Origin of the sequence: Constantimarinum furrinae (assembly GCF_014295415.1) — a bacterium.
Taxonomy (GTDB): Bacteria; Bacteroidota; Bacteroidia; order Flavobacteriales; family Flavobacteriaceae; genus Constantimarinum; species Constantimarinum furrinae.
On sequence record NZ_CP052909.1, the window covers coordinates 1,199,619 to 1,218,836 of the forward strand.

A 19,218-nucleotide genomic window follows, 5' to 3' on the forward strand; every position below is an offset into this window, starting at 1 on the left:
TGAAGCGTATTTTACGAAAGAACTTGATCATGCCCTTAATAAAGAATGTTGTCCAGCGTCCAATCCAGTCTCTTTTCCATCATGGTAAAGGAACAATCTGAAAAGAATATTTCGTAGACTTCTCTTCTGAAGGCTATGAGTTCCATATTGCTGTACGTGTGTTCATGGACATTTCTATCTATTTTTTTCAATCTTTTTTCTTCAGAATCATTACTGAACTCTTTATAGATCTTATCGAAGGTCTCGGCCGAAACTTTAGACCTTATCATATCGAGCTCGGCTTCCGTCTCTTCATTATCTGCATTGGCACAAAGCAGCAAGATGTACACTTGTAATTCTGTTTTGGTCCATGATTTTGCCTTTTGTTCCATATTTTTTGGTTTTATATTAGTTTATTCGTTATTTATCTCTTGTTGTTACACCTTTCTCTTTAAATTGAAGTGAGTGAATAATAAACCACCACCGTCAATAAAAGAAACAGACCCAATCCCAACAATCTAATGGCCCTTTTTACATTCTTAAACTTCCAGGCCGCAATTTTTGAAATGATAAATATCTGTTCGCCCATTTGCTTAAACAACTGATCTTCATCCCTGCTGATCGCATAAAAGGTGTTAGAGAATTCCTTTACATTTCCAAACTTGGTGATCACATCTCCGAAAAAGAAAATATTCTTATCAAATTTCCCTTCAATCTTTGGAATAAAGCATCGTACACAATAGAAAATAGATGTGGCAGTACAACAAAACCAAAGGCCTATTAGCACGTATAAAACGATATTATTGGACGGACTGCTAAAAAGCGTTTCAAAACTTTTGTAGATAAAATTCAGTAGAATTCCGTAAAAAGATAAAATAAGACCTGCCTTAAGTTCGGAAGCTTTAATGAGACTGGTCACATAATTGATGCTTCCCCAATAGTGATCCACCATATCTGCCGTATGGCTATCCGGTGCGTGGATGGTTTCTTCCGGGGTTTTTAAAGGTTCTTGATGTTCCATGTTCGTCGATCGTTAGTTATGCGTTACATATGTTACTTATTCCAGGACTTCGTACACGGCCAAAGGGGCCAATTTATTTTTCAGAGTGATTTCACCTACTTTTTTACATTTAAATGATTCTTTAACTTTTTCGTAGCAATCTTCAGAAATAATGATCTGATTTTCTTTCGCAGCGTCCTGTAAACGGGCAGCCGTGTTCACTGTATCACCAATTACGGTGTAATCCAGGCGCTTTAAACTTTCAGAACCTATATTCCCCGAGATCATCTCACCGCTTTTAATTCCTATGGATACTTTGGGTTTAAATTGCAACTGGTCACCCATGGCCGGAAGTTCGTTTATTTTGCTACAGATAGCCAGGGAAGCATCGATCGCACGGTCTAAATGATAGTCTCCTCTAAACACAGCCATGATAGCGTCTCCAATAAATTTATCGATATAGCCTTGCTGAGCCATAATCTCCTTTACCATTTCATCGAAGTAGGAATTTATCATGGAAACCACAGTGTCCGGTGGAGCCGTTTCGCTTATTGCGGTAAAACCGCAGATATCGATGAAAGCAACGGTGGCTTCTATGGTTTCATTCGCCATGATGGTGGATTCAAATTCTTTATTTCCCATAAAGTTGAGCACATTCTCATCCACATACATCTTCAGAATATTATTTTCTTTTATGGCCTTAAGGGTTTCCTTTATATGCTGCGCATGCTTTAGCGTTTTCTCCATGGTCACCGTAAGGTCTTCAAAATTAATGGGCTTTGTGATAAAATCGAAGGCGCCCCGGTTCATAGCTGTTCTAATATTTTCCATATCCCCATAGGCCGAAACGATAACCGCCTTGATCAATGGACTAGATTCGTTTAGCTTAGTAAGCAAGGTTAATCCATCCATTTCGGGCATGTTAATATCGCTCATCACGATATCAATTTCGGGTTCACGTAAAATTTCTTCCAGGGCTAAGCGACCGTTTTCGGCAAAATAAAATTCGTATTCGCCTCCGCGGATCTGCTTTCTGAATTTCTGCTTGATGAGCGTTTCCAGATCGGCCTCATCATCAACAACTAATATCTTTGCCATACTTAAGTATTTAATAGTTTTTCCTTTAACATCTTAAAATCAACCGGCTTGGTTAAAAAATCATCTGCACCCAGTCTTTTCGCTGTGTTGTAATTTTCATCGTCACCATAAGCGGTTACCATCATTACCACCGGAGGAGGCGCGACATATTCGCTCTTAATTTTCTCCAGTAATTCCAAACCACTCATCCCAGGCATGTTGATGTCACTTAATATTAAAATAGCTTCCTGCTCCATCGCATTTAGCATTTGCAAGGCTTCTTCTCCGGAAAACGCAAACATAAAAGTGAGTTCTCCATTTCTAATTTCTTTTCGGAAGCGCTGCAGGAACAGATCTTTTACATCTTTTTCGTCATCTACTACAAGTATTTTCATAAAGCTATTTATTTAGTTGGGTAATGTGATGATAAATTCTGTGAATTCTCCGGTTTTAGTATTTACGCTCAGTTCCCCACCATGTCCTTTTGTAACGATATCATAACTCATGCTCAATCCTAACCCCGTACCTTCTCCGGTGGGCTTCGTAGTGAAAAAAGGTTGAAAAATTTTGTCGACCACATGCTTCGGAATGCCATTCCCATTGTCCTTTACTGATATAGTAATATAATTCATCTCTTTTTTGGTCGTCACTGAAACCGTGGGTTTAAATTCGGGATCTTTCCCTTGTTTTTTACGTTCGTTGGTTGCATAAAAGGCATTGGTGATCAGGTTTAAGATAACTCTTCCCATATCCTGGGGAATTACTTTTACTTTCCCCAGAGAATCATCAAAGTGGGTTTCCAAATTTGCATTAAAGGATTTATCCTTTGCTCGCAGGCCGTGATATGCCAGTCGCAAGTACTCGTCTGCCAGTTTATTGATGTCGGTAGGTTCCTTTTCGGCAGTGCTCTTTCGGCTGTGTTGTAACATCCCTTTTACAATTGCATCGGCACGTTTACCGTGATGGTTTATCTTTTCGAGGTTCTGTTTGATATCGGCGGCGATATATTTCGCTTCCTCAAAGTCTCCTTTCTCAATTTCTTCATTCATCTCATCGATCAGTTCGTTGCTTACTTCGGAAAAGTTATTGACGAAATTCAACGGATTCTGAATCTCATGGGCGATCCCGGCAGTCAGCTCTCCCAGTGAAGCCATTTTTTCAGACTGAATGAGTTGTGATTGAGTTAGTTTTAGATCGCTTAAAGTGGCTTCAAGCTGTTGTTTCTCGGCCAACAACGCAGCCGATTGTTCTTCTTTTACCTGTAGATCTTTAAAGCGCTGATAGGCGAAGGTGAATACATTTCGAAAACGATCCAGTATACTTTTTTGTTCCTTACTCAGTATTCCAAAATTAGATATTCCTACTGCGCCATTCCCAAAAGCGTACAAAATATAAGATACACTGTCTGCTTTAAGCAATCTCGGATCGTCTGCCTCACCGTTCTTCCGACGCATTTCGATAAGGTCTTGCAGTTGTTTGCCTTTCAGCACCATTTCAGAATAGCCATCGGTGGTTGATGCGATAACGCGCAATTGTTCTTCAAGGGTGGGATCATCGTCATAAGACATTTGAGTTACGGTTCCACCCATTTCATCGGAATAATCATAATCTGAAAAAGTGTGATCGTCTTCGTTATTTACATCGATAATGGCGTTTCGAATATCGCTGAAACCTAGAACTACTAACTGTTCATAGAATGCTTTCGCAATATTCAACAGGTCTGTAGATTCGTTCATGCTTAGCGCAACAGAACGTACCTTTTCCAGTGCAGCTTCAATTTTTGCCTCCCGCGCCTGTGCTTCGGCATTGGCAAGATCGGTATAGCGTTTATAGGCAAAAGTGAATACATTTCGAAATCGTTTCAGAACAACCTTTTCATCATCACTTAAAATTCCGAAGTTTGAAATTCCAATGGCACCATTTCCGAAGGAATACAGGTTATACGTAAGATGGTCGGTATTACGCAATCTCGGATCGTCCTTTTCGCCATTTCGCAACCGGGTTTCAATAAGCTCCTCTAATTCTTTGCCCTTCAGTTCAATTTCAAAAAAGGCATCGCTACCCGATTGAACTTTTTTGATTTGCTGTTCGATAACGGGATCACCGTAAAATGAAAATTTAGTGACCGCACTGGACATATCGTGGGAATAATCGTAATCCAGAAAGGTCTCTTCCTCATCATTGTGAATGTCTATAATGGCATTGCGTATTTTTGAAAATCCCAGTTCCAGCAATTGCTCATAGAGCACTTTTGCAATATCCAGCATATCATCCGATTTCTGAAGGCTCAATGCCACCGATCTTACTTTTTCCAAAGACGCTTCAATCTTCGATTCGCGCGCTTGTGCTTCGGCTTTTTGTAGGTCTAAAAAACGCGTGTAGGTTTGTTCAAATACTTTTCCAAAACGTTTTAAAATATCATTTTCAGTCTCGGTGAAATGTTTTCCGAAGTGATTGATGATAAAAATGCTAGTATATTTAGAAACACAACATGAGCGTGTATATCCGCCTTCACTTTTTAGGGTATCGTTTTTTTCTTTTGTGCTTAGGCTGGCCCACGGTTCATAGTTGAACAAATGCTTGAAAAAGGCCTGCTTTTCTTTTTGTGAGTAGCTTTCGGTAAAAAATCCCACGCCTTTTTTAATTCCTTTCAACAGGTTAGTATAGAAGGGTTTTTCAAAACGTGGAATTACAATTTCTGCTGATGTATTTGCAGTGCCTCCAGATCCCCAACATCTAATTTCAGTAGTTATATCGTCATTGATAGTTATAAATGAACCGCCATGAATGGAAATATTTAAAGCCAATAATTCTTTATGAAGTATATGGATTACCTCTTGTAATTCCTCACTGTTATGCATGGCCATACTTCTGGATCGCACACGTTCTAAAGACGCTTCGATCTTTGCATCGCGAGCTTGTGCTTCGGCTTTTTGGAGGTCTAGGAAGCGGGTGTAGGATTGTTCAAATACTTTTGCAAAACGAACGAATATTTCTTCGTCATTATACGGTTCGGTAGTTATAACCAAGAGATACCCGTGGTTAAAATATGCTGCATGCCATTTTTGCCAGGTTGGGAATGAAATTCCACTGTCCAACATTTCTTGAAATACAGTTTGTACATCCGGGACTGTGAGCATGTATTTGTAATGGTCTGCCAACTCTTTACCCTCTTTTGCAATCGAAAACAGCTCTATGTTATCTTGCCAACCTTTGTACATTGCCTTATGTACGGGGTCTTTGGTATTTGGAATTTTTAACGGAGGCATTACCCCGCGTTCATTTACAAACCAATATTCATCCACATCAGAATTTTTCTCACAGAAACCAAATCCGGTTCCCCAAAGAGCTCCTCCCAAACTAGTGAGTTGTTCATAAAGCACTTTCGCTACCTCAGCTATTTCATCACTTCGTTGCATTGCCATACTTCGGGAGCGAACGCGCTCCAAAGCAGTTTCGATCTTAGCTTCTCTGGCCTGAGCTTCCGATTTTTGTAAGTCGAGAAAGCGAGTATACGTTTGCTGAAAGACATTTGTAAAGCGTACCACCATGTCCTGATGATCATCGGGTAAGCGATTTCCTCCTACTATTAAAAGATAGCCTTGTTTAAAGTTAAAACAATGGATCACCAGGCGCTCGGGTGAAATAGCTAATAACTGAGCTGCCGATAAGGGGAAATTTTTGCTCGTTTCCGCAATGTAAGTTTGATGTTTAACAGTTTCCTCGGGATCCAGTTCGATAACCTTTAAGGGTTCCTGTTTTTTCCAACTTGTCACTATGGATTTCATGACCTTGGTTTTCGTATGGATCATAGCAACAGGTTGGTGTCTAATGCTTCCATCTGCCGGATTTACCCCATAACTGTAACCTATATGAGCTTTTTCATCAAATAATATATATCCGGCAGTAAGATGCTGAACTCCCAGATTGGAGAGCTCACGATATAACAGTGCTCCTGCTTCTAACAACTCATCACTATTATGCATGGCCATACTTCGGGAACGCACGCGTTCTAAAGAAGCTTCTATCTGAGCTTCTCTGGCCTGAGCTTCCGATCTTTGTAAGTCGAGAAAGCGAGTGTAGGTTTGCTGAAACACCTTTCCAAATCGATTAAAGATATCATGCGCATGAGGCACCTGCTCATAAGTTATGAACAACAGGAAGCCCTGGGTAAATCTTACCAAATGGTTTACCTGAAAAGTAGGTAGGGATAAATTTGCGTTTTTTAATTGCTCAAATGTTTCCTTGAGTTCGGGTAGGCTTTGCATATATTCATAATGGTCTTCCAAATCTTTGCCCCCTTGTTCATACACGAAAAAGTCTTCATTGTTTTTTATTGCATTGTACCAGGGTTTCAGGCTTTTGTGCCGGGTAAGTGGCAGATTAAAAGGCGACTGTATCTCGCCTTCACTACTCATAATACAGGTACTCGATTTTTGGTCATCAGATAATATGTTATAGCCGCAGCTCCAGGCCGGAATACCTAATTTCTGAACTTCCTGAAACAATACATTAGCGGCCTCTGGTAGTTCTTTACTTTGCTGCATGGCCATGGTGCGGCTCCGTACCTTTTCAAGTGCAGCTTCAATTCTCGCTTCTCTGGCCTGAGCTTCAGATTTTTGAAGATCGAGGAAGCGGGTATACGATTGCTGAAACACCTTGCCAAAGCGCATCAAGATCTTATTCTCATCTTCAGAAAAGGGAACACCTGAATAATTCTCGATATACAAACCAACATTATCCAACAATACTGTTGAAATTGCCAAACCTTCAAAACCAAAATACGTTGCTTTTGTTGCTTCGGGCAATCCGGGAATATGTTTGAAGAGATCTGTATAAAATTGATTTTTCTCTTCAAAACCCAATGTATTGGCGAAAAACTTTTGTCCGGTTTTCTTCGCTTTAATGAAATCGTTCCAGTGAGCGCAGTCGAAATAGGGGAGAACGATCTTTGGAAATACGGCATTGTGGTCTGCCAACCAAATGTGCATATCATCATTGTTCTTATAATCCAGAATAAATCCGGCATGCTCAATATGGATATTCAGTTTAATAAATTGGTCATACAAAACCTGAATGACGTCCTTTAGTTCTTCACTGTTATGCATGGCCATACTTCGTGAACGAACCCGTTCCAAAGCGGCTTCAATTTTGGCCTCGCGGGCCTGTGCTTCAGCTTTTTGAAGGTCGAGAAAGCGGGTATACGTTTGCTCAAATACCCTGGCAAACCGTTTAAAGACTTCATGCGCTTCGGGGACTTCCTCTCTGGTGATAAATAGCAGGTAGCCGTATTTAAAATAAACCACATGGTCTATTTGATACTCCGGAAACCCATTGTTTGTTTTTTTCAGTGTTTTTAAAACATCACCAATAACAGGAAGTGTGCTCATAAACTCGTAATGTGCAATACATTCTTTCCCGGCGAATTCTCTTATTAAAAGTGACTCACCTTGCTGACCTTTTTGATAATATTCCTTAAAAATACCTTCCCGTGGTACGGTATACCTATGTAAAACACCGGCTTCATTTCCAAACCATTCGGTAGACTCATTTTCGCCATAAATATTAAAGGCACAACCCCAGGTCTTAATTCCAAGCGCTCTTACCTGTTCGTCGAGCAGAAAGGATGTTTCAGCCAATTCATCACTGTGCTGCATTGCCATAGTTCGGCTTCTCACCTTTTCTAAAGCAAGTTCTATTTGGGTTTCCCTGGCCTGCTTTTCAGCATTTTGAAGGTCGAGAAAACGTTGGTGCGCCAGGTCGAATGCGCCGGCGAATTTTACCAGTATATCTATATCTTCTTTAGGCGGATCTTGTACGACGCCGGGTAAACTGTAGCCAATTTCTCCGTGTGTCGTTCTCGCCATGATAAATGTGAGTCCGCCAATATGCCTAATATCATCGTTTGTTGGGGCCTGTGGGTCTATGTTTTTAAAATTCCCCAGGGTCACCATCTTATCCACATAGTCAATAGCTTCTTCCACATTCATCGTATAAACTACCGTGGGTTTTTTGCTTTTTTCCCATTTTGCCAGTAGTGGAATGTCTCCGTGAATATGTCTGGGCAGCTCCATCACAAAACCAATCTTACTGCCATCACCCGAGGTCATTGCTTTCTCATAGGTTTCCGGCAACCACATCATGTGCCAGAAATAGTGAGCCTCGTGTCCCAATTTTGTAAATTCGGTACGCATGGTCACTACGATGTCCAGAAGATCTGTTGAGGCAGCCATGGCAACCGCTTGTGCTCTGATGCGTTGTAAGGCTGTTTCTACTTCCAGTTCCCGGTTTTTTTGTTCGAGTTCAAAAGTGCGTCGCTTTATGGCATCTTTTAGCTCAAGATTTTCGGCACTTACTTTATCGAAGCCAATAGTATCGCCTTCATCGGTTTTAGAATCCGGAGTAGAAAAATGCTGATAGATAAACCGCCAGCCTTCTTTATTTTCTTTTAGGGCATTTGTAAACCTAAATCGTCCGTAATACGTATAATCGGTTCCGTTAAGAAACCATGCGTCAAACAAATGCGTTATAAATACGCATTCTTCAAATTTTTCAATGATGCGAGTTTCATTCCTCAAATCGCATTTACCCGCCAACTGTGCTGCAGTATCGCCAAAAAACTTTGTGGTATCGGTTCGACTTAAAAATTCTTCGTTATTGGTAGAACCTATAAAGTGGAAGTCATCATCAAAATAGAAATCATAGGTGGTAACATCACCATTGAGATAGCTGTCCAACCAAGTGTCATAAACTTGTAATACCTCTTTCTCTATTTTTTTGCTTACCCTCATTATGAGTTGGTGCTTGGGATTGAAATAATAAATTCAGTTCCTTTATTTACTTCGGAAGAAACACTTAAGTCTCCTCCATGTGCTTTTATAATATCGTAGCTTAAACTCAGCCCCAATCCGGTACCCTGCCCGGTTGGTTTGGTGGTGAAGAATGGCTGAAAGATCTTTTCTCGTATCGCTTTAGGCATACCCATTCCATTGTCTTTCACCTGTATTTTTATGGTATTGCCCTCTTTGGTAGTGGTAGTCCACACTGTAGGTTTATAATCGGAAGATTCAGTCTTTTTTCGCTCTGAAACGGCGTAAAAGGCATTCGTAATGAGGTTTAGGACGACTCTTCCAATATCCTGAGGCACGATGTTAACGGTTTCAATGGTTTTATCGTAATCGGTTTCGAGGCTAGCGTTGAAGGTTTTGTCCTTAGCTCGTAAGCCGTGATATGCCAATCGAACATATTCATCTACCAACTGATTCATCTTTATAGATTCCTTTACTCCGCTACTGCTTCGGCTGTGTTGCAGCATCCCTTTAACGATCCCATCGGCTCGTTTTCCATGATGTGTTATTTTTTCGAGATTCTGAATCACATCATTTGCGATCTCTTTTACATCTTCCAGATTCCCATTTTCCAGTTCTTCTTTCATTTCATCCAACAATTCTTTACTTACTTCAGAAAAATTATTGACAAAATTGAGCGGATTCTGAATCTCGTGTGCTATCCCGGCCGTAAGTTCTCCCAAACTTGCCATCTTTTCAGATTGAATTAGTTGAGCCTGAGTGTTTTTGAGTTCTTCGAGCGACTGACTCAAGGCCTCGTTGGTTTCCTCTATAGATTTTCTCTTTTGTTCCAGTTCTTCTATAGTCTCTTCCAGTAATATTGCTGTGGTACGTTTCACCTTTTCGGTACGTTCCAGTTTAAATTCTGAAATTATCAAGGCTTTTTCGGCATCTTTTGCAGCTTTGGTAAGCGAAGTCTTTTCTTCTTCGGAAAGCTGTTCTGATTCCTGAATAAAATTGAGGATAAATTGTAAATTTTGATTCATTCTTTTTCCTTTAATGTAACCCAACAGCAGGCGCCTGCATGAAAATTTTGCTTGCCATTATATGACCTCCCAATTTCACCATAGGTAAAAAATCCGGCCATGGGTGTTTTCCAAAGTTCGGCAAGACCCTCGTTTTCTTCTGTTACAAAAGGACCTAAAGCAGGGTGTCTTCCTGCACATGAAAAGATCAAAAGGGCATCGGCCACTTCGTTGGGTGAATTTTTTAAGAGGTCGGCTTTTTCCAATATTTCTTCCACGATATCCAGCTCTGGTGGTTTTGTGAACCAGAATTTGGTGCCTACTGGCATTTCCATATCCATGAACAGTCCATTTTCTTTCTGGTTTATTTTCATCGGACTTTTTAAAATGGTTTCGTTGTTTTCACGCTCCACGATAAAGGGATATTCGAAAGATAATTCCCGAAGTACATCATATTCTTCCTTCTCCTCTAAATCTGTTCTGCCCAAATATTTTAAATACATATCCATTGCAGGCTTACCATCAATTTCAAGCAACAGATGTCCTTTGCTTTTTGTGACCATTCTGGAAATGCCCATGGGTTTCCAACCGGTTATGGCCATACCCTTTAGTTCAATGTTATCTGCATTGAGCACCAATGCAGAAATCCCATTGTCGGTTTCTTCGTCTTGCGTGAAAATGTATGTGCCCTTAAGGTTCCAATCGTCTCCTGCCAAACCTCCAAAGAATAGTTTTTCCGGACCAAGGCTTTCTTCCAGTCGGGTGACGAACTCATCGCCGTTGAAAAAAGCTCCTTTTTCGTTTAAGCCAGTAGCACAAACAATAAGGGATGGATTACTGAACATATTTTGTGCTTGGTCTGCCAATTGGGAAACCGCATCCTGTATGTTTCCTTCTCCTATGGGTTGAAAAAAAATCTTGTAATAGGCCTTGGGCATTTCCATTAACAAAATACCTATTTCGCCTTTGGTCTCATTGCCATTGGTAAACTCACCACAGGATGTTGCGCCAAGTATTTCAATATTATTATCTTTAAAGAGTTGGCGTACCGCCTCTCTATCCTGTTTCACCGAAATAAAGACAACGGCAACTGTAGGTGTAAAACCATCTGTTAGGCAGTTCTCCAAAGCGTTTTTTAGCTCTAAAATGGATGCGCCATGTATAGATTTTGATCTCATAAACTTTACTTTTCTTTTAGTGCGACGATACAGCAGGTGTTGTTATGAAATTCGTGTTTCCCTGTTTTTGATTTTCCGAATTCCCCGTAAGTAAAAAATCCTACCATAGGGGCATTCCAAACATTTTGAACCTGCTCGATCTCTTCCTGTATCAAAATCCCAAAGGATAAAAGTCGGCTTACGCAGGAAAACATGATCAAGGCATCAGCCTCGGGTTGTTTGTCGTTTTTAACGTCCATGCATTCCTGTACTACGATCTCAATAGCATCAAAATCGGGAGGTAGCGAAAATTTAACTTTGGCGCCCTGAGGAACAATGCCAGCACAAATAAGTGATCGGTCTTCTCTATTTGCCAGCATAGCCGTGCGCATAACGGGAGCTACATTTTCACGCTCCATCTGAAGCGGATAATAGGCCCCAATTTGAGTTACAATTTCATTTCCAGCGTCGAAATCAAAATCGACACCCAAATATTTTATGATCATATCCAGTGCAGGCTTGTCATCTATCGTATATACGATATTTCCTTCACTTTTTGTAATTGTTTTGGTTGTTCCAATTGCTTTCCACCCACAGGTGGCAATACCGTTTATCTCGATTTTATCTTCGTCAATAATAAGTCCGAGTAGCCCTTTATCACTACTATTTCCATACGTAAATGCAATTGGACCTTGTAGCGAAAGATCGTCGCCCGCCATTCCTCCAAAAATCGTGACATCGCTTCCGCATCCTTCTGTAATTCCATCTATAATATTTTCGCCATCCTGAGTCAACCATCCCGAAGTTATGATAAAAGCGGGGTTTGAAAATGCCTTTTTCCCCGCTCTTCCGAGTTGTTTTGCATTTTCAAAGGTTGTTTCGTCACCGGTCTCCATGAAGATTAATTTAAAATATTCCGGATTGATGTCTAACAACATGACGGTTATGCAGCCCTCTTCAATGTCGCCATCAATAAATTCTCCCGAGGTTGTAGCACCAAAGACAGCTATTCCATTTTGTTGAAACAAATCACAAAGGGCCTCGATATTGTGCTTTATGGACAGAAAAACTATGGCAAGGGTTGGAATGAAATCGTCTTTTACATGTTCCTTAAAGGCGATTTTTATTTCCTCAATGGATCTCCCTTTAAATGTTTTTGCAATCATGATCTATTTCAATTTTAAAAATTATGACTCTACGTTGCCTATCATTACTTTTACGCCACCTGTGGCGAAATTTGACAGATCATTTACGGTGTCTTGTCCTTCCGGAGAGGCCATAGTTTCCTGCATTTGCTCGATACTTGAAAAATACATTTCAGCAATACGATAATACTCACCTTTCTTGCCATCCGGGGTGCCAAGCACTTTTGTTAACTCCAATTTCTCAACACCTTCCATAGTTGCCGCAAGCGGAAGATGTTTTTCCTTATAATATTTTTCGAATGTCTCTGCATCTTTAGGATGCCCATACAGTACTGTGATCTTTAACATAGATTTAATTTTAAGATTTATTTTTCCTTTAAAGCAATACAACAAGTGGTGAGATTGTGCATTTCGAGATTACCTCCTTTGGTTCTACCCAGCTCGGCGTTGCTAAACATTCCTGCCATAGGAACCTTCCACACGTTTTTGATCCCTTCCAGTTCTTCGGTCATCATTGGCCCCAACGAGAGAATTCTTCCTGCACAACTGAATACGACCATTGCGTCTGCTTCTGGCATTTTATTTTTCTTTAATTCTTCCACTCCTTTTACTACCTTTTCCATCACATCGAAGTCCGGGGGTAGGGAAAACCTAACTTTCGAGCCCTGAGGTACGGTTCCACTGGTGTAAAAGGAACGGTCTGTCCAATCGACTACCAATGCCGGGCGCATCACAGGATCACCTTTTTCACGCTGTAGCTGTAAAGGAAAATTTGCGGCCAGTTCGACCAAAAGGTCTTTATTGTCGGGGGTGATGTTTTCCAATCCGCCATATTTAGTAGTAATATCCAACACAGGTGTATCTTCTACGGTAAACACATGATTTCCTTCGCTTTTTGTCACGGTTTTTTCGGTTCCTTCGGCTTTCCAGCCACAGGTAGCAATGCCGCTAACGGCTATATTGGCTTCATCAATGGCCATACAAACTATGCCTCCGTTACTTTCCTGTTTATTTGTAAAAACAAAGGTTTCAGTAAATGCGTAATCATCTCCTGCGCAGCCACCAAAGGCGTTCACATCCTGACCAATAATATCTTCCAATCCTTTCAGAACTTCTTCGCCATCCGTTTCAGCACCACTCAACCCCATTAAAAAGGCAGGATTCTTAAATTTATTCTGTGCTTTTTGGGCAATTTCATTTGCGACTTTACGATAGTTTTTATCGGGGTATTCTTCAAAGTAAATTTGAAAATAATCGGGATTCATGTCCATCAGAAGGATGGCTGCTGAACCTTTTTCGGTTTCCTCATCGATGAATTCGCCATTGGTGGTACAACCAAATATGGCAATGCCTTTTTCATCAAGGATTCGGGCAATTGCCTTGCGGTCTTGAGCTACCGAAATAAAAATAATGGCCAGCGTAGGAGAGAAGCCATCTTTCATGCAAAGCTCCAATTCAGATTTGATAGAGGCTGTAGCGTTTCCTTTTATCGATTTTGCTATCATTTGGTTCTAAATTTTAAATGCGGGATCATAGTACGTCTGCTTTTGTATTTTTTAAACCGGCTACAGATAATTTTCGATTTGGAGCACGTTTCAGCATTAATTTATAATTCGTACGAGCTTCTTCAAAACGATCTTGTTCCAAAAGCCAATCGGCATAAAGTTCTATGGATGGTTTCTGAATAAAGGGTGGGCCATAACTATAACTCAGACTTTCTTCCAATGATATGGCTTTTTTAAAGTGTTCCTCTGCCAAATCCAAATCCATATCCAAGTCTGCCAGCAATCCTTTTAATTGATGAGTACGCACTAGCACTTGAGTTAGATCCGTTTGGGTAAGATCACCCCGTTCAGCATTTGAGCAAAGTTTTGCAGCACCTTCAGTTACTATAAATGAACCGCGATTATGATCTTTTTCAGATAATTTTATGATACTATCCAAGCCTTTGCGGTCATTTGCGATATATGCTCGCATTCCGTCGAGAAAATGATGTTGAGAGCGGATCGAAATATTCAAGTCTGAAATATCCACCGGTATAGTTGCAATCTCATTGTTCCAATCGTTTGTTTCCACCAAATAGGTACCCTTTAAGAATACTAAATGGACTCTAGCCCTAATGGAGGGATCTTCAGAAACAAATTGTTGCATCTCTTTTACCATCTGTTTAGCCTTTTCACGCTGGTCTTTTTGAAGATACCCGTATTCCAGCCAATGAAAAGCATGATACCCCCTGGCATCATTGTCAAGCTTCTTTGCTTTCATACGCTCTATACTCGCATTGTACGAATCAATGTTTGAAGCGATCACTTCATCCCACATTCCCATGGCAACAAAGATGTGCGAAGGCATATGAAGCGCATGACCGGCGTCGGGGGCGACCTTTGCATACGCGTGAGCCGCATCCAAAGCAAGTGTTGCATGGTTGGGATCGTCATAAGAATGAATGAGATAATGCAGAGCCCCGGGATGATTTGGATTTTTCTCGAGAATTCCCTGAGAGATCATAGCACCCTTTTCATATAATTCGTTATCCCGACCTTCGGGAACAGAACCTAATAATGACAACGCATAAAAAGCAGCTACTTCGTGATTTCCGGAATACTTTTTATAAAGCTTTTCCATATATTCAGAATAGGCGATATCCCTTTTATTTTTTTCGGTCTTTGGCTTATAGAGGATCTTAACCGCGTTTATCATGTCCTGTTCCAATAGTGTAGTGCCTGCTTTATAGTTGAATTGATCCAACTTATCTAATACAGCAGTTGCGGCCTCATAATCCTGTTCAGACCATAAAGAATGATTATAGGACATTGCTTCTCCCCAATACGCCATAGCCATTTGAGGATCTATATCTCTGGCTTTTTGAAAGGCCTCACGGGCATCTTCATATTCAAAGGAGTGAAGTAATAACAATCCTTTTTCGAATTGAGGGATGGCTTTCGAGTTTCCCGAGATCTCTATTTTCACCTCTCCCAACTTTGCCTTAGATTCCTCAGGATTCTTACAGGAGAAAAAGCAGATTAGAATGGCGATTGTATATATTATTTTCATAAAAATGCTCTTGGATAATTGCTTAGCCATTTAAAGATAGAGAATCTATCCATTAAGCTATTCATTTATACTGTTATTCCAACTAGAACCCATACAATAGCACCGAATTAGACAATAACGACCTCCCTAGGTCGCTGCCTTATCAAATAGCGCAATTTTCGACTGAATTTATATTTGGATAACAGGCATTTTATTATCCTGTGGAAATATCTAATCATGCGAGGTTCGTTAGTACCTCTAAAGATATGAAAATTAGGAATTTAAAAAATACGTAATAGTACGTATCCTGAGCCGGGATCTAACTGATATATTTTTCAACAAATGCTTTGCAGTAGGCTTTTATTTCCGATCTGGTTTTCTGAAACGCTTCAAGGATTTCTTTTTCTGATCCATTGACTTTTGATGGATCACTAAAGTTTTGATGAAGACGTTTGGCATTTGGAGCGGGGATATAGGGGCAATTCTCCTGTGCGTGGTCGCAAACCGTAATAATAAAATCCCAGGAGATTCCTTCGTATTCGTCCACGTGATTGGAGGTATGACCTGAGATGTCTATTCCATCCTCTGCCATAGTGCGTACTGCTCCCGGGTTGAGACCGTGGGTTTCTATTCCAGCACTGTAGATTCTGGCTTTATTTCGGGCGAAGTGATTGAGATAGCCGTGTGCCATCTGACTTCTACAACTGTTTCCTGTACAAAGTACTAATACGTTTTTCATTTAAATAAGTTTTTTACTCCGACGTTCCATGATCACGTTATCATACCATTTATCGTCTCTTTTTGCTATTTTTTCCCGGGTTCCGATAATTCTAAAGCCACAATTCTGATGTAATTTAATACTGGTTATGTTCTGCGGAAAGATCCCCGCTTGCAATGTCCAGAATCCGGCTTTCTCACTTTCGGCAATTAAATGTAACAATAGCGTTTTTCCTATTCCACGGTTTCGGAATTTTTCTGAAACATACACGCTATCTTCGGCTACACCTTTATAGACATCCCGTGGTGACACTAAACTAATTGCGCACCAACCGCTAACACGGCCTTCAATGGTTGCTACAAAGCGGCAGACTTTCAGAAATTTGGTATTCCATTCTTCCCATGAAGGAACTGTGGTTTCAAAAGAAGCAATTCCCGTTTTCAGCCCTTCCGAATAAATTGCGGCAACGGCTCTATAATGGCTTTTATGGAACGGAATGATTTTCATTTTAACAACAGCCGCTACCAGGGGTGCAGCAAGCCGCTTCCACTTCAGAGAATTGCTCTGTCTTCACCTGCTCGGTGGTAACGGGAACACCACATATATCTTTAGCTTTACAGTCGGTTTTATAAACCCCTAAAATAATACGAACAGTGTTATCAGAGATTTCAAAATCATTGACGAATAGTTGTGCCGTATGAAAGGTACTGTTGCCGTATTCAAATTTCACTTCAGAAGAAAGATCAAAGGGTTTAATAGTTGCTACTTTTTTTAGAATGCCCAATGCTTTAAACGCACTCATAAATTCGGTTTTACCTATTTCGGATGGGCTTTCCCACAATTGAATTACCGTTTCATTCCAGGCATCGCTTCGCGCCCCGCAGTCCACTGAATCTATTTGTATATGTTTAATTTCAGTGATATGATAATTGGCACCTACTAATGTTCCCTGCTGATATTCAAAAAGCAAGGCTTTGTCTTTGTTCGATTCTAACAAACTAAGAAATTCTTGTGTTTTCATAACCTATTATTTTTAGCAGCACTGAGCCGCGGTATTTGTAAAGAATGATTGAATGTTTTCCTGAAACTCTTTAAACTTTTCCATATTTAGGCAATAACAAATGCTTTTACCTTCAAAGGTTCCCTTTAACAGACCTGCTTTTCTAATGACCTGTAAATGTTGTGATATAGTGGGTTGGGACAAACCAATTTCATCGACGATGTCACCACAAATACAATTTTCCTGCCTGCTGATGTACTGAAGGATCGATATCCTTGCAGGATGAGCAAGTACTTTTGCAAATTCAGAAAGTTCGATCTGCTCGGCGGTATGAATAGATAATTTTGTAGCTCCCATAGTTAAAAGTAATATTGCAATATTACGATGATAAATTGAAATAAAAAAACCTTTGAGTAATTTTTCAAAGGTTTTGTGTTTTTAGAACCAGGGTTTTTTACCCACCTGATAGGTTTGATAAAATTCCTCGTCGCTTTTGGTTAGATAAATAATTCCTTCTATTAATCCAACAATACCCGCTGCCATATACAGGAATATTCCGAAGAACAAACAGGAAGTTGCTATCCCAACAACGGTTAAAACCACTAATATAATTCCTTCCTTATTGTATCCCAGGATAAATTTATGAACACCAAACGCTCCTAAAACAATGGCAAGAATACCTGCCATGAGCTTTTTATTGTCTGCACTATTGGTTGCTTGATTCCAACCTTCCTTAAACTCGTTGGCGGTAGATTTAGCCTCATCGCCAACATTTCCTGCAGTTTCTTCAGTGTTTTTTTTAGTACTGTCGTATCCTTCAGTGTTATTTTCTTCACTCATAATTTTGATTGTATTTAGTTGAATGTTAAATATATAAATAAAATTCCATGTGTTTCTAACGGAATTCCTATAATTTTTATCACCTACAACTCACGGCTAAAGAAACGCACTGTCCACAGGCTCCCACAATTCTAATTTGTTACCTTCCGGATCGAGGATCCATCCAAACTTACCATATTCGTACTCCTCTATCTCACCTACAACCGTGACTCCTTCCTCCTTTAAAACTTTAAGTAGCTCTACCAGATTTTCTACTCTGAAGTTCATCATAAATTGTTTTTCACTTGGCTTAAAATATTGAGTATCTTCCTTAAAAGGACTCCATTGTGTCGAACATTTATTTCCGTCTTCGTCTTTCCACCAAAACGTGCACCCATAAGCATCGGTGTTTAGGCCTAAATGTTTGCCATACCAGTCTTTTATGCTGTCGGGATCCTTTGTTTTAAAGAAAAATCCGCCCAATCCTGTGACTCTGTTTTTCATGTTACATATTTTTAGAAATTATCATGTATTCAATTTATGAAAATTCGGCTATTATCTTATCGACGATCACCTTTGCTAATTTTTCTTTGCTTTCAACGGTCCATCCTGCAATATGCGGACTAACGATCACATTGTTGAATTCTAACAACTGCTGAAGGGCTTCCGGGGCGCTTTCAGAGGTAAATAGCGATTCGAATGACAATTGCTCGTATTCCAACACATCCAATCCGGCGCCCAGAATCTTTCCATCTTCCAAGGCCGAAACAAGATCTCGGGTGACCACACATTTGCCTCGAGCAGTATTCAGTAACCAAAATGGCTTTTTAAATTGCTCGATAAAATTTGAATTGACCATTTTATCACTTTCTGCCGTCCAGGGAATATGCAAGCTTAACACATCGGCTTGTTGCTGTAATTCGTTTAATGAGACCTGTTTGGCGTTCCCATCTTCAAGCCCGGGTAATATATCGTGAAAGATCACTTTGCAATCGAAACCCCGAAGCTTTTTTGCAAAGGCCCTTCCCATATTTCCATAGCCAATAATTCCCACTGTTTTTCCATCAAGTTCAGTCCCCCGATTGGCTTCACGGTTCCATTTTCCGTTTCGAATTTCCCGGTCTGCGATGTGTAATTTATTAAATACGGTTAAAAGCATTCCCAGAGCATGCTCTGCCACTGCATTGCAATTTCCTTCCGGAGCCGAAAACAAGGTAACCCCCTTATTTATAGCGCATTGAGTGTTTATACTTTCTAATCCGGCCCCTACACGGGCAATAAATTTTAAATTGGGAGCTGCATCGATAAATTTTTGATCGATCTTAAAGCGTGACCGAATCACTATACCGTGAAATTCGTGAATTTTTTCTTCTATGATGTCCTTTGGAGATGAATAATCTTCCCAATTGGAAAATCCGGCTTCCGATAGTTTTTGAATTAAAAGCGGATGATTCTTGTCCAGATGGAGAATTTTCAT

Annotated in this window: 18 protein-coding genes; all 18 read right to left on the reverse strand. The window is 40.2% G+C overall.

What is annotated here, in order from left to right; genetic code table 11:
• Positions 1–35: 35 nt before the first annotated feature.
• Positions 36–371: a hypothetical protein gene (locus ALE3EI_RS05535; protein ID WP_186991746.1), complete on the reverse strand. Its 336-nt coding sequence runs from the start codon at positions 369–371 to the stop codon at positions 36–38.
• 59 nt (positions 372–430) lie between these two features.
• Positions 431–1,000 (reverse strand): Pycsar system effector family protein, encoded by a 570-nt coding sequence (locus tag ALE3EI_RS05540; protein ID WP_186991747.1) that lies wholly within the window; start codon positions 998–1,000, stop codon positions 431–433.
• Positions 1,001–1,036: 36 nt separating this feature from the next.
• Complete coding sequence (locus ALE3EI_RS05545) at positions 1,037–2,077, reverse strand: adenylate/guanylate cyclase domain-containing response regulator (protein ID WP_186991749.1); 1,041 nt, start codon at positions 2,075–2,077, stop codon at positions 1,037–1,039.
• A 2-nt stretch (positions 2,078–2,079) separates the two neighbouring features.
• Positions 2,080–2,451 carry a response regulator gene (locus ALE3EI_RS05550; RefSeq protein WP_186991751.1) on the reverse strand — a complete coding sequence of 124 codons (372 nt, stop codon included), beginning with the start codon at positions 2,449–2,451 and terminating at the stop codon, positions 2,080–2,082.
• A gap of 12 nt (positions 2,452–2,463) precedes the next feature.
• The gene (locus tag ALE3EI_RS05555) at positions 2,464–8,847 is read right to left on the reverse strand and encodes an ATP-binding protein (protein WP_186991753.1); all 6,384 of its coding nucleotides are present in this window, start codon (positions 8,845–8,847) and stop codon (positions 2,464–2,466) included.
• Entirely contained in the window at positions 8,847–9,890 is a 1,044-nt protein-coding gene (locus ALE3EI_RS05560; RefSeq protein ID WP_186991755.1) for a sensor histidine kinase, read from the reverse strand. Before ALE3EI_RS05560 ends, ALE3EI_RS05555 begins: the two co-directional genes overlap by 1 nt.
• Positions 9,887–11,047 carry an FIST signal transduction protein gene (locus ALE3EI_RS05565; protein ID WP_186991757.1) on the reverse strand — a complete coding sequence of 387 codons (1,161 nt, stop codon included), beginning with the start codon at positions 11,045–11,047 and terminating at the stop codon, positions 9,887–9,889. Before ALE3EI_RS05565 ends, ALE3EI_RS05560 begins: the two co-directional genes overlap by 4 nt.
• A 5-nt stretch (positions 11,048–11,052) precedes the next feature.
• Positions 11,053–12,192, reverse strand: coding sequence for an FIST signal transduction protein (locus ALE3EI_RS05570; RefSeq protein ID WP_186991760.1), 1,140 nt, complete (start codon positions 12,190–12,192; stop codon positions 11,053–11,055).
• Positions 12,193–12,213: 21 nt separating this feature from the next.
• On the reverse strand, positions 12,214–12,519 hold the full coding sequence (locus ALE3EI_RS05575; protein ID WP_186991761.1) for an EthD family reductase: 306 nt from the start codon (positions 12,517–12,519) through the stop codon (positions 12,214–12,216).
• A 17-nt stretch (positions 12,520–12,536) separates the two neighbouring features.
• A complete protein-coding gene (locus ALE3EI_RS05580; protein ID WP_186991763.1) occupies positions 12,537–13,676 on the reverse strand; it encodes an FIST signal transduction protein in 1,140 nt (379 codons plus the stop codon).
• 25 nt (positions 13,677–13,701) lie between these two features.
• The gene (locus tag ALE3EI_RS05585) at positions 13,702–15,225 is read right to left on the reverse strand and encodes a tetratricopeptide repeat protein (protein WP_186991765.1); all 1,524 of its coding nucleotides are present in this window, start codon (positions 15,223–15,225) and stop codon (positions 13,702–13,704) included.
• Between the two features lie 298 nt (positions 15,226–15,523).
• Positions 15,524–15,943 carry an arsenate reductase ArsC gene (locus ALE3EI_RS05590; RefSeq protein ID WP_186991767.1) on the reverse strand — a complete coding sequence of 140 codons (420 nt, stop codon included), beginning with the start codon at positions 15,941–15,943 and terminating at the stop codon, positions 15,524–15,526.
• The gene (locus ALE3EI_RS05595; RefSeq protein WP_186991769.1) at positions 15,944–16,429 is read right to left on the reverse strand and encodes a GNAT family N-acetyltransferase; all 486 of its coding nucleotides are present in this window, start codon (positions 16,427–16,429) and stop codon (positions 15,944–15,946) included.
• 1 nt (position 16,430) lies between these two features.
• Positions 16,431–16,943 carry a DUF6428 family protein gene (locus tag ALE3EI_RS05600; RefSeq protein WP_186991771.1) on the reverse strand — a complete coding sequence of 171 codons (513 nt, stop codon included), beginning with the start codon at positions 16,941–16,943 and terminating at the stop codon, positions 16,431–16,433.
• A gap of 12 nt (positions 16,944–16,955) precedes the next feature.
• Positions 16,956–17,279, reverse strand: coding sequence for an ArsR/SmtB family transcription factor (locus ALE3EI_RS05605; protein WP_186991772.1), 324 nt, complete (start codon positions 17,277–17,279; stop codon positions 16,956–16,958).
• 81 nt (positions 17,280–17,360) lie between these two features.
• Positions 17,361–17,762: a TM2 domain-containing protein gene (locus ALE3EI_RS05610; protein WP_186991774.1), complete on the reverse strand. Its 402-nt coding sequence runs from the start codon at positions 17,760–17,762 to the stop codon at positions 17,361–17,363.
• 96 nt (positions 17,763–17,858) lie between these two features.
• The gene (locus tag ALE3EI_RS05615) at positions 17,859–18,245 is read right to left on the reverse strand and encodes a VOC family protein (RefSeq protein WP_186991776.1); all 387 of its coding nucleotides are present in this window, start codon (positions 18,243–18,245) and stop codon (positions 17,859–17,861) included.
• Between the two features lie 34 nt (positions 18,246–18,279).
• Positions 18,280–19,218: a 2-hydroxyacid dehydrogenase gene (locus ALE3EI_RS05620; protein ID WP_186991778.1), complete on the reverse strand. Its 939-nt coding sequence runs from the start codon at positions 19,216–19,218 to the stop codon at positions 18,280–18,282.

Excerpts from the sequence above, each read along its gene's own strand:
- ALE3EI_RS05535 (WP_186991746.1), bottom strand. The coding sequence starts at position 371 with ATGGAACAAAAGGCAAAATCATGGACCAAAACAGAATTACAAGTGTAC.
- ALE3EI_RS05540 (WP_186991747.1), bottom strand. The coding sequence starts at position 1,000 with ATGGAACATCAAGAACCTTTAAAAACCCCGGAAGAAACCATCCACGCA.
- ALE3EI_RS05545 (WP_186991749.1), bottom strand. The coding sequence starts at position 2,077 with ATGGCAAAGATATTAGTTGTTGATGATGAGGCCGATCTGGAAACGCTC.
- ALE3EI_RS05550 (WP_186991751.1), bottom strand. The coding sequence starts at position 2,451 with ATGAAAATACTTGTAGTAGATGACGAAAAAGATGTAAAAGATCTGTTC.
- ALE3EI_RS05555 (WP_186991753.1), bottom strand. The coding sequence starts at position 8,847 with ATGAGGGTAAGCAAAAAAATAGAGAAAGAGGTATTACAAGTTTATGAC.
- ALE3EI_RS05560 (WP_186991755.1), bottom strand. The coding sequence starts at position 9,890 with ATGAATCAAAATTTACAATTTATCCTCAATTTTATTCAGGAATCAGAA.
- ALE3EI_RS05565 (WP_186991757.1), bottom strand. The coding sequence starts at position 11,047 with ATGAGATCAAAATCTATACATGGCGCATCCATTTTAGAGCTAAAAAAC.
- ALE3EI_RS05570 (WP_186991760.1), bottom strand. The coding sequence starts at position 12,192 with ATGATTGCAAAAACATTTAAAGGGAGATCCATTGAGGAAATAAAAATC.
- ALE3EI_RS05575 (WP_186991761.1), bottom strand. The coding sequence starts at position 12,519 with ATGTTAAAGATCACAGTACTGTATGGGCATCCTAAAGATGCAGAGACA.
- ALE3EI_RS05580 (WP_186991763.1), bottom strand. The coding sequence starts at position 13,676 with ATGATAGCAAAATCGATAAAAGGAAACGCTACAGCCTCTATCAAATCT.
- ALE3EI_RS05585 (WP_186991765.1), bottom strand. The coding sequence starts at position 15,225 with ATGAAAATAATATATACAATCGCCATTCTAATCTGCTTTTTCTCCTGT.
- ALE3EI_RS05590 (WP_186991767.1), bottom strand. The coding sequence starts at position 15,943 with ATGAAAAACGTATTAGTACTTTGTACAGGAAACAGTTGTAGAAGTCAG.
- ALE3EI_RS05595 (WP_186991769.1), bottom strand. The coding sequence starts at position 16,429 with ATGAAAATCATTCCGTTCCATAAAAGCCATTATAGAGCCGTTGCCGCA.
- ALE3EI_RS05600 (WP_186991771.1), bottom strand. The coding sequence starts at position 16,943 with ATGAAAACACAAGAATTTCTTAGTTTGTTAGAATCGAACAAAGACAAA.
- ALE3EI_RS05605 (WP_186991772.1), bottom strand. The coding sequence starts at position 17,279 with ATGGGAGCTACAAAATTATCTATTCATACCGCCGAGCAGATCGAACTT.
- ALE3EI_RS05610 (WP_186991774.1), bottom strand. The coding sequence starts at position 17,762 with ATGAGTGAAGAAAATAACACTGAAGGATACGACAGTACTAAAAAAAAC.
- ALE3EI_RS05615 (WP_186991776.1), bottom strand. The coding sequence starts at position 18,245 with ATGAAAAACAGAGTCACAGGATTGGGCGGATTTTTCTTTAAAACAAAG.
- ALE3EI_RS05620 (WP_186991778.1), bottom strand. The coding sequence starts at position 19,218 with ATGAAAATTCTCCATCTGGACAAGAATCATCCGCTTTTAATTCAAAAA.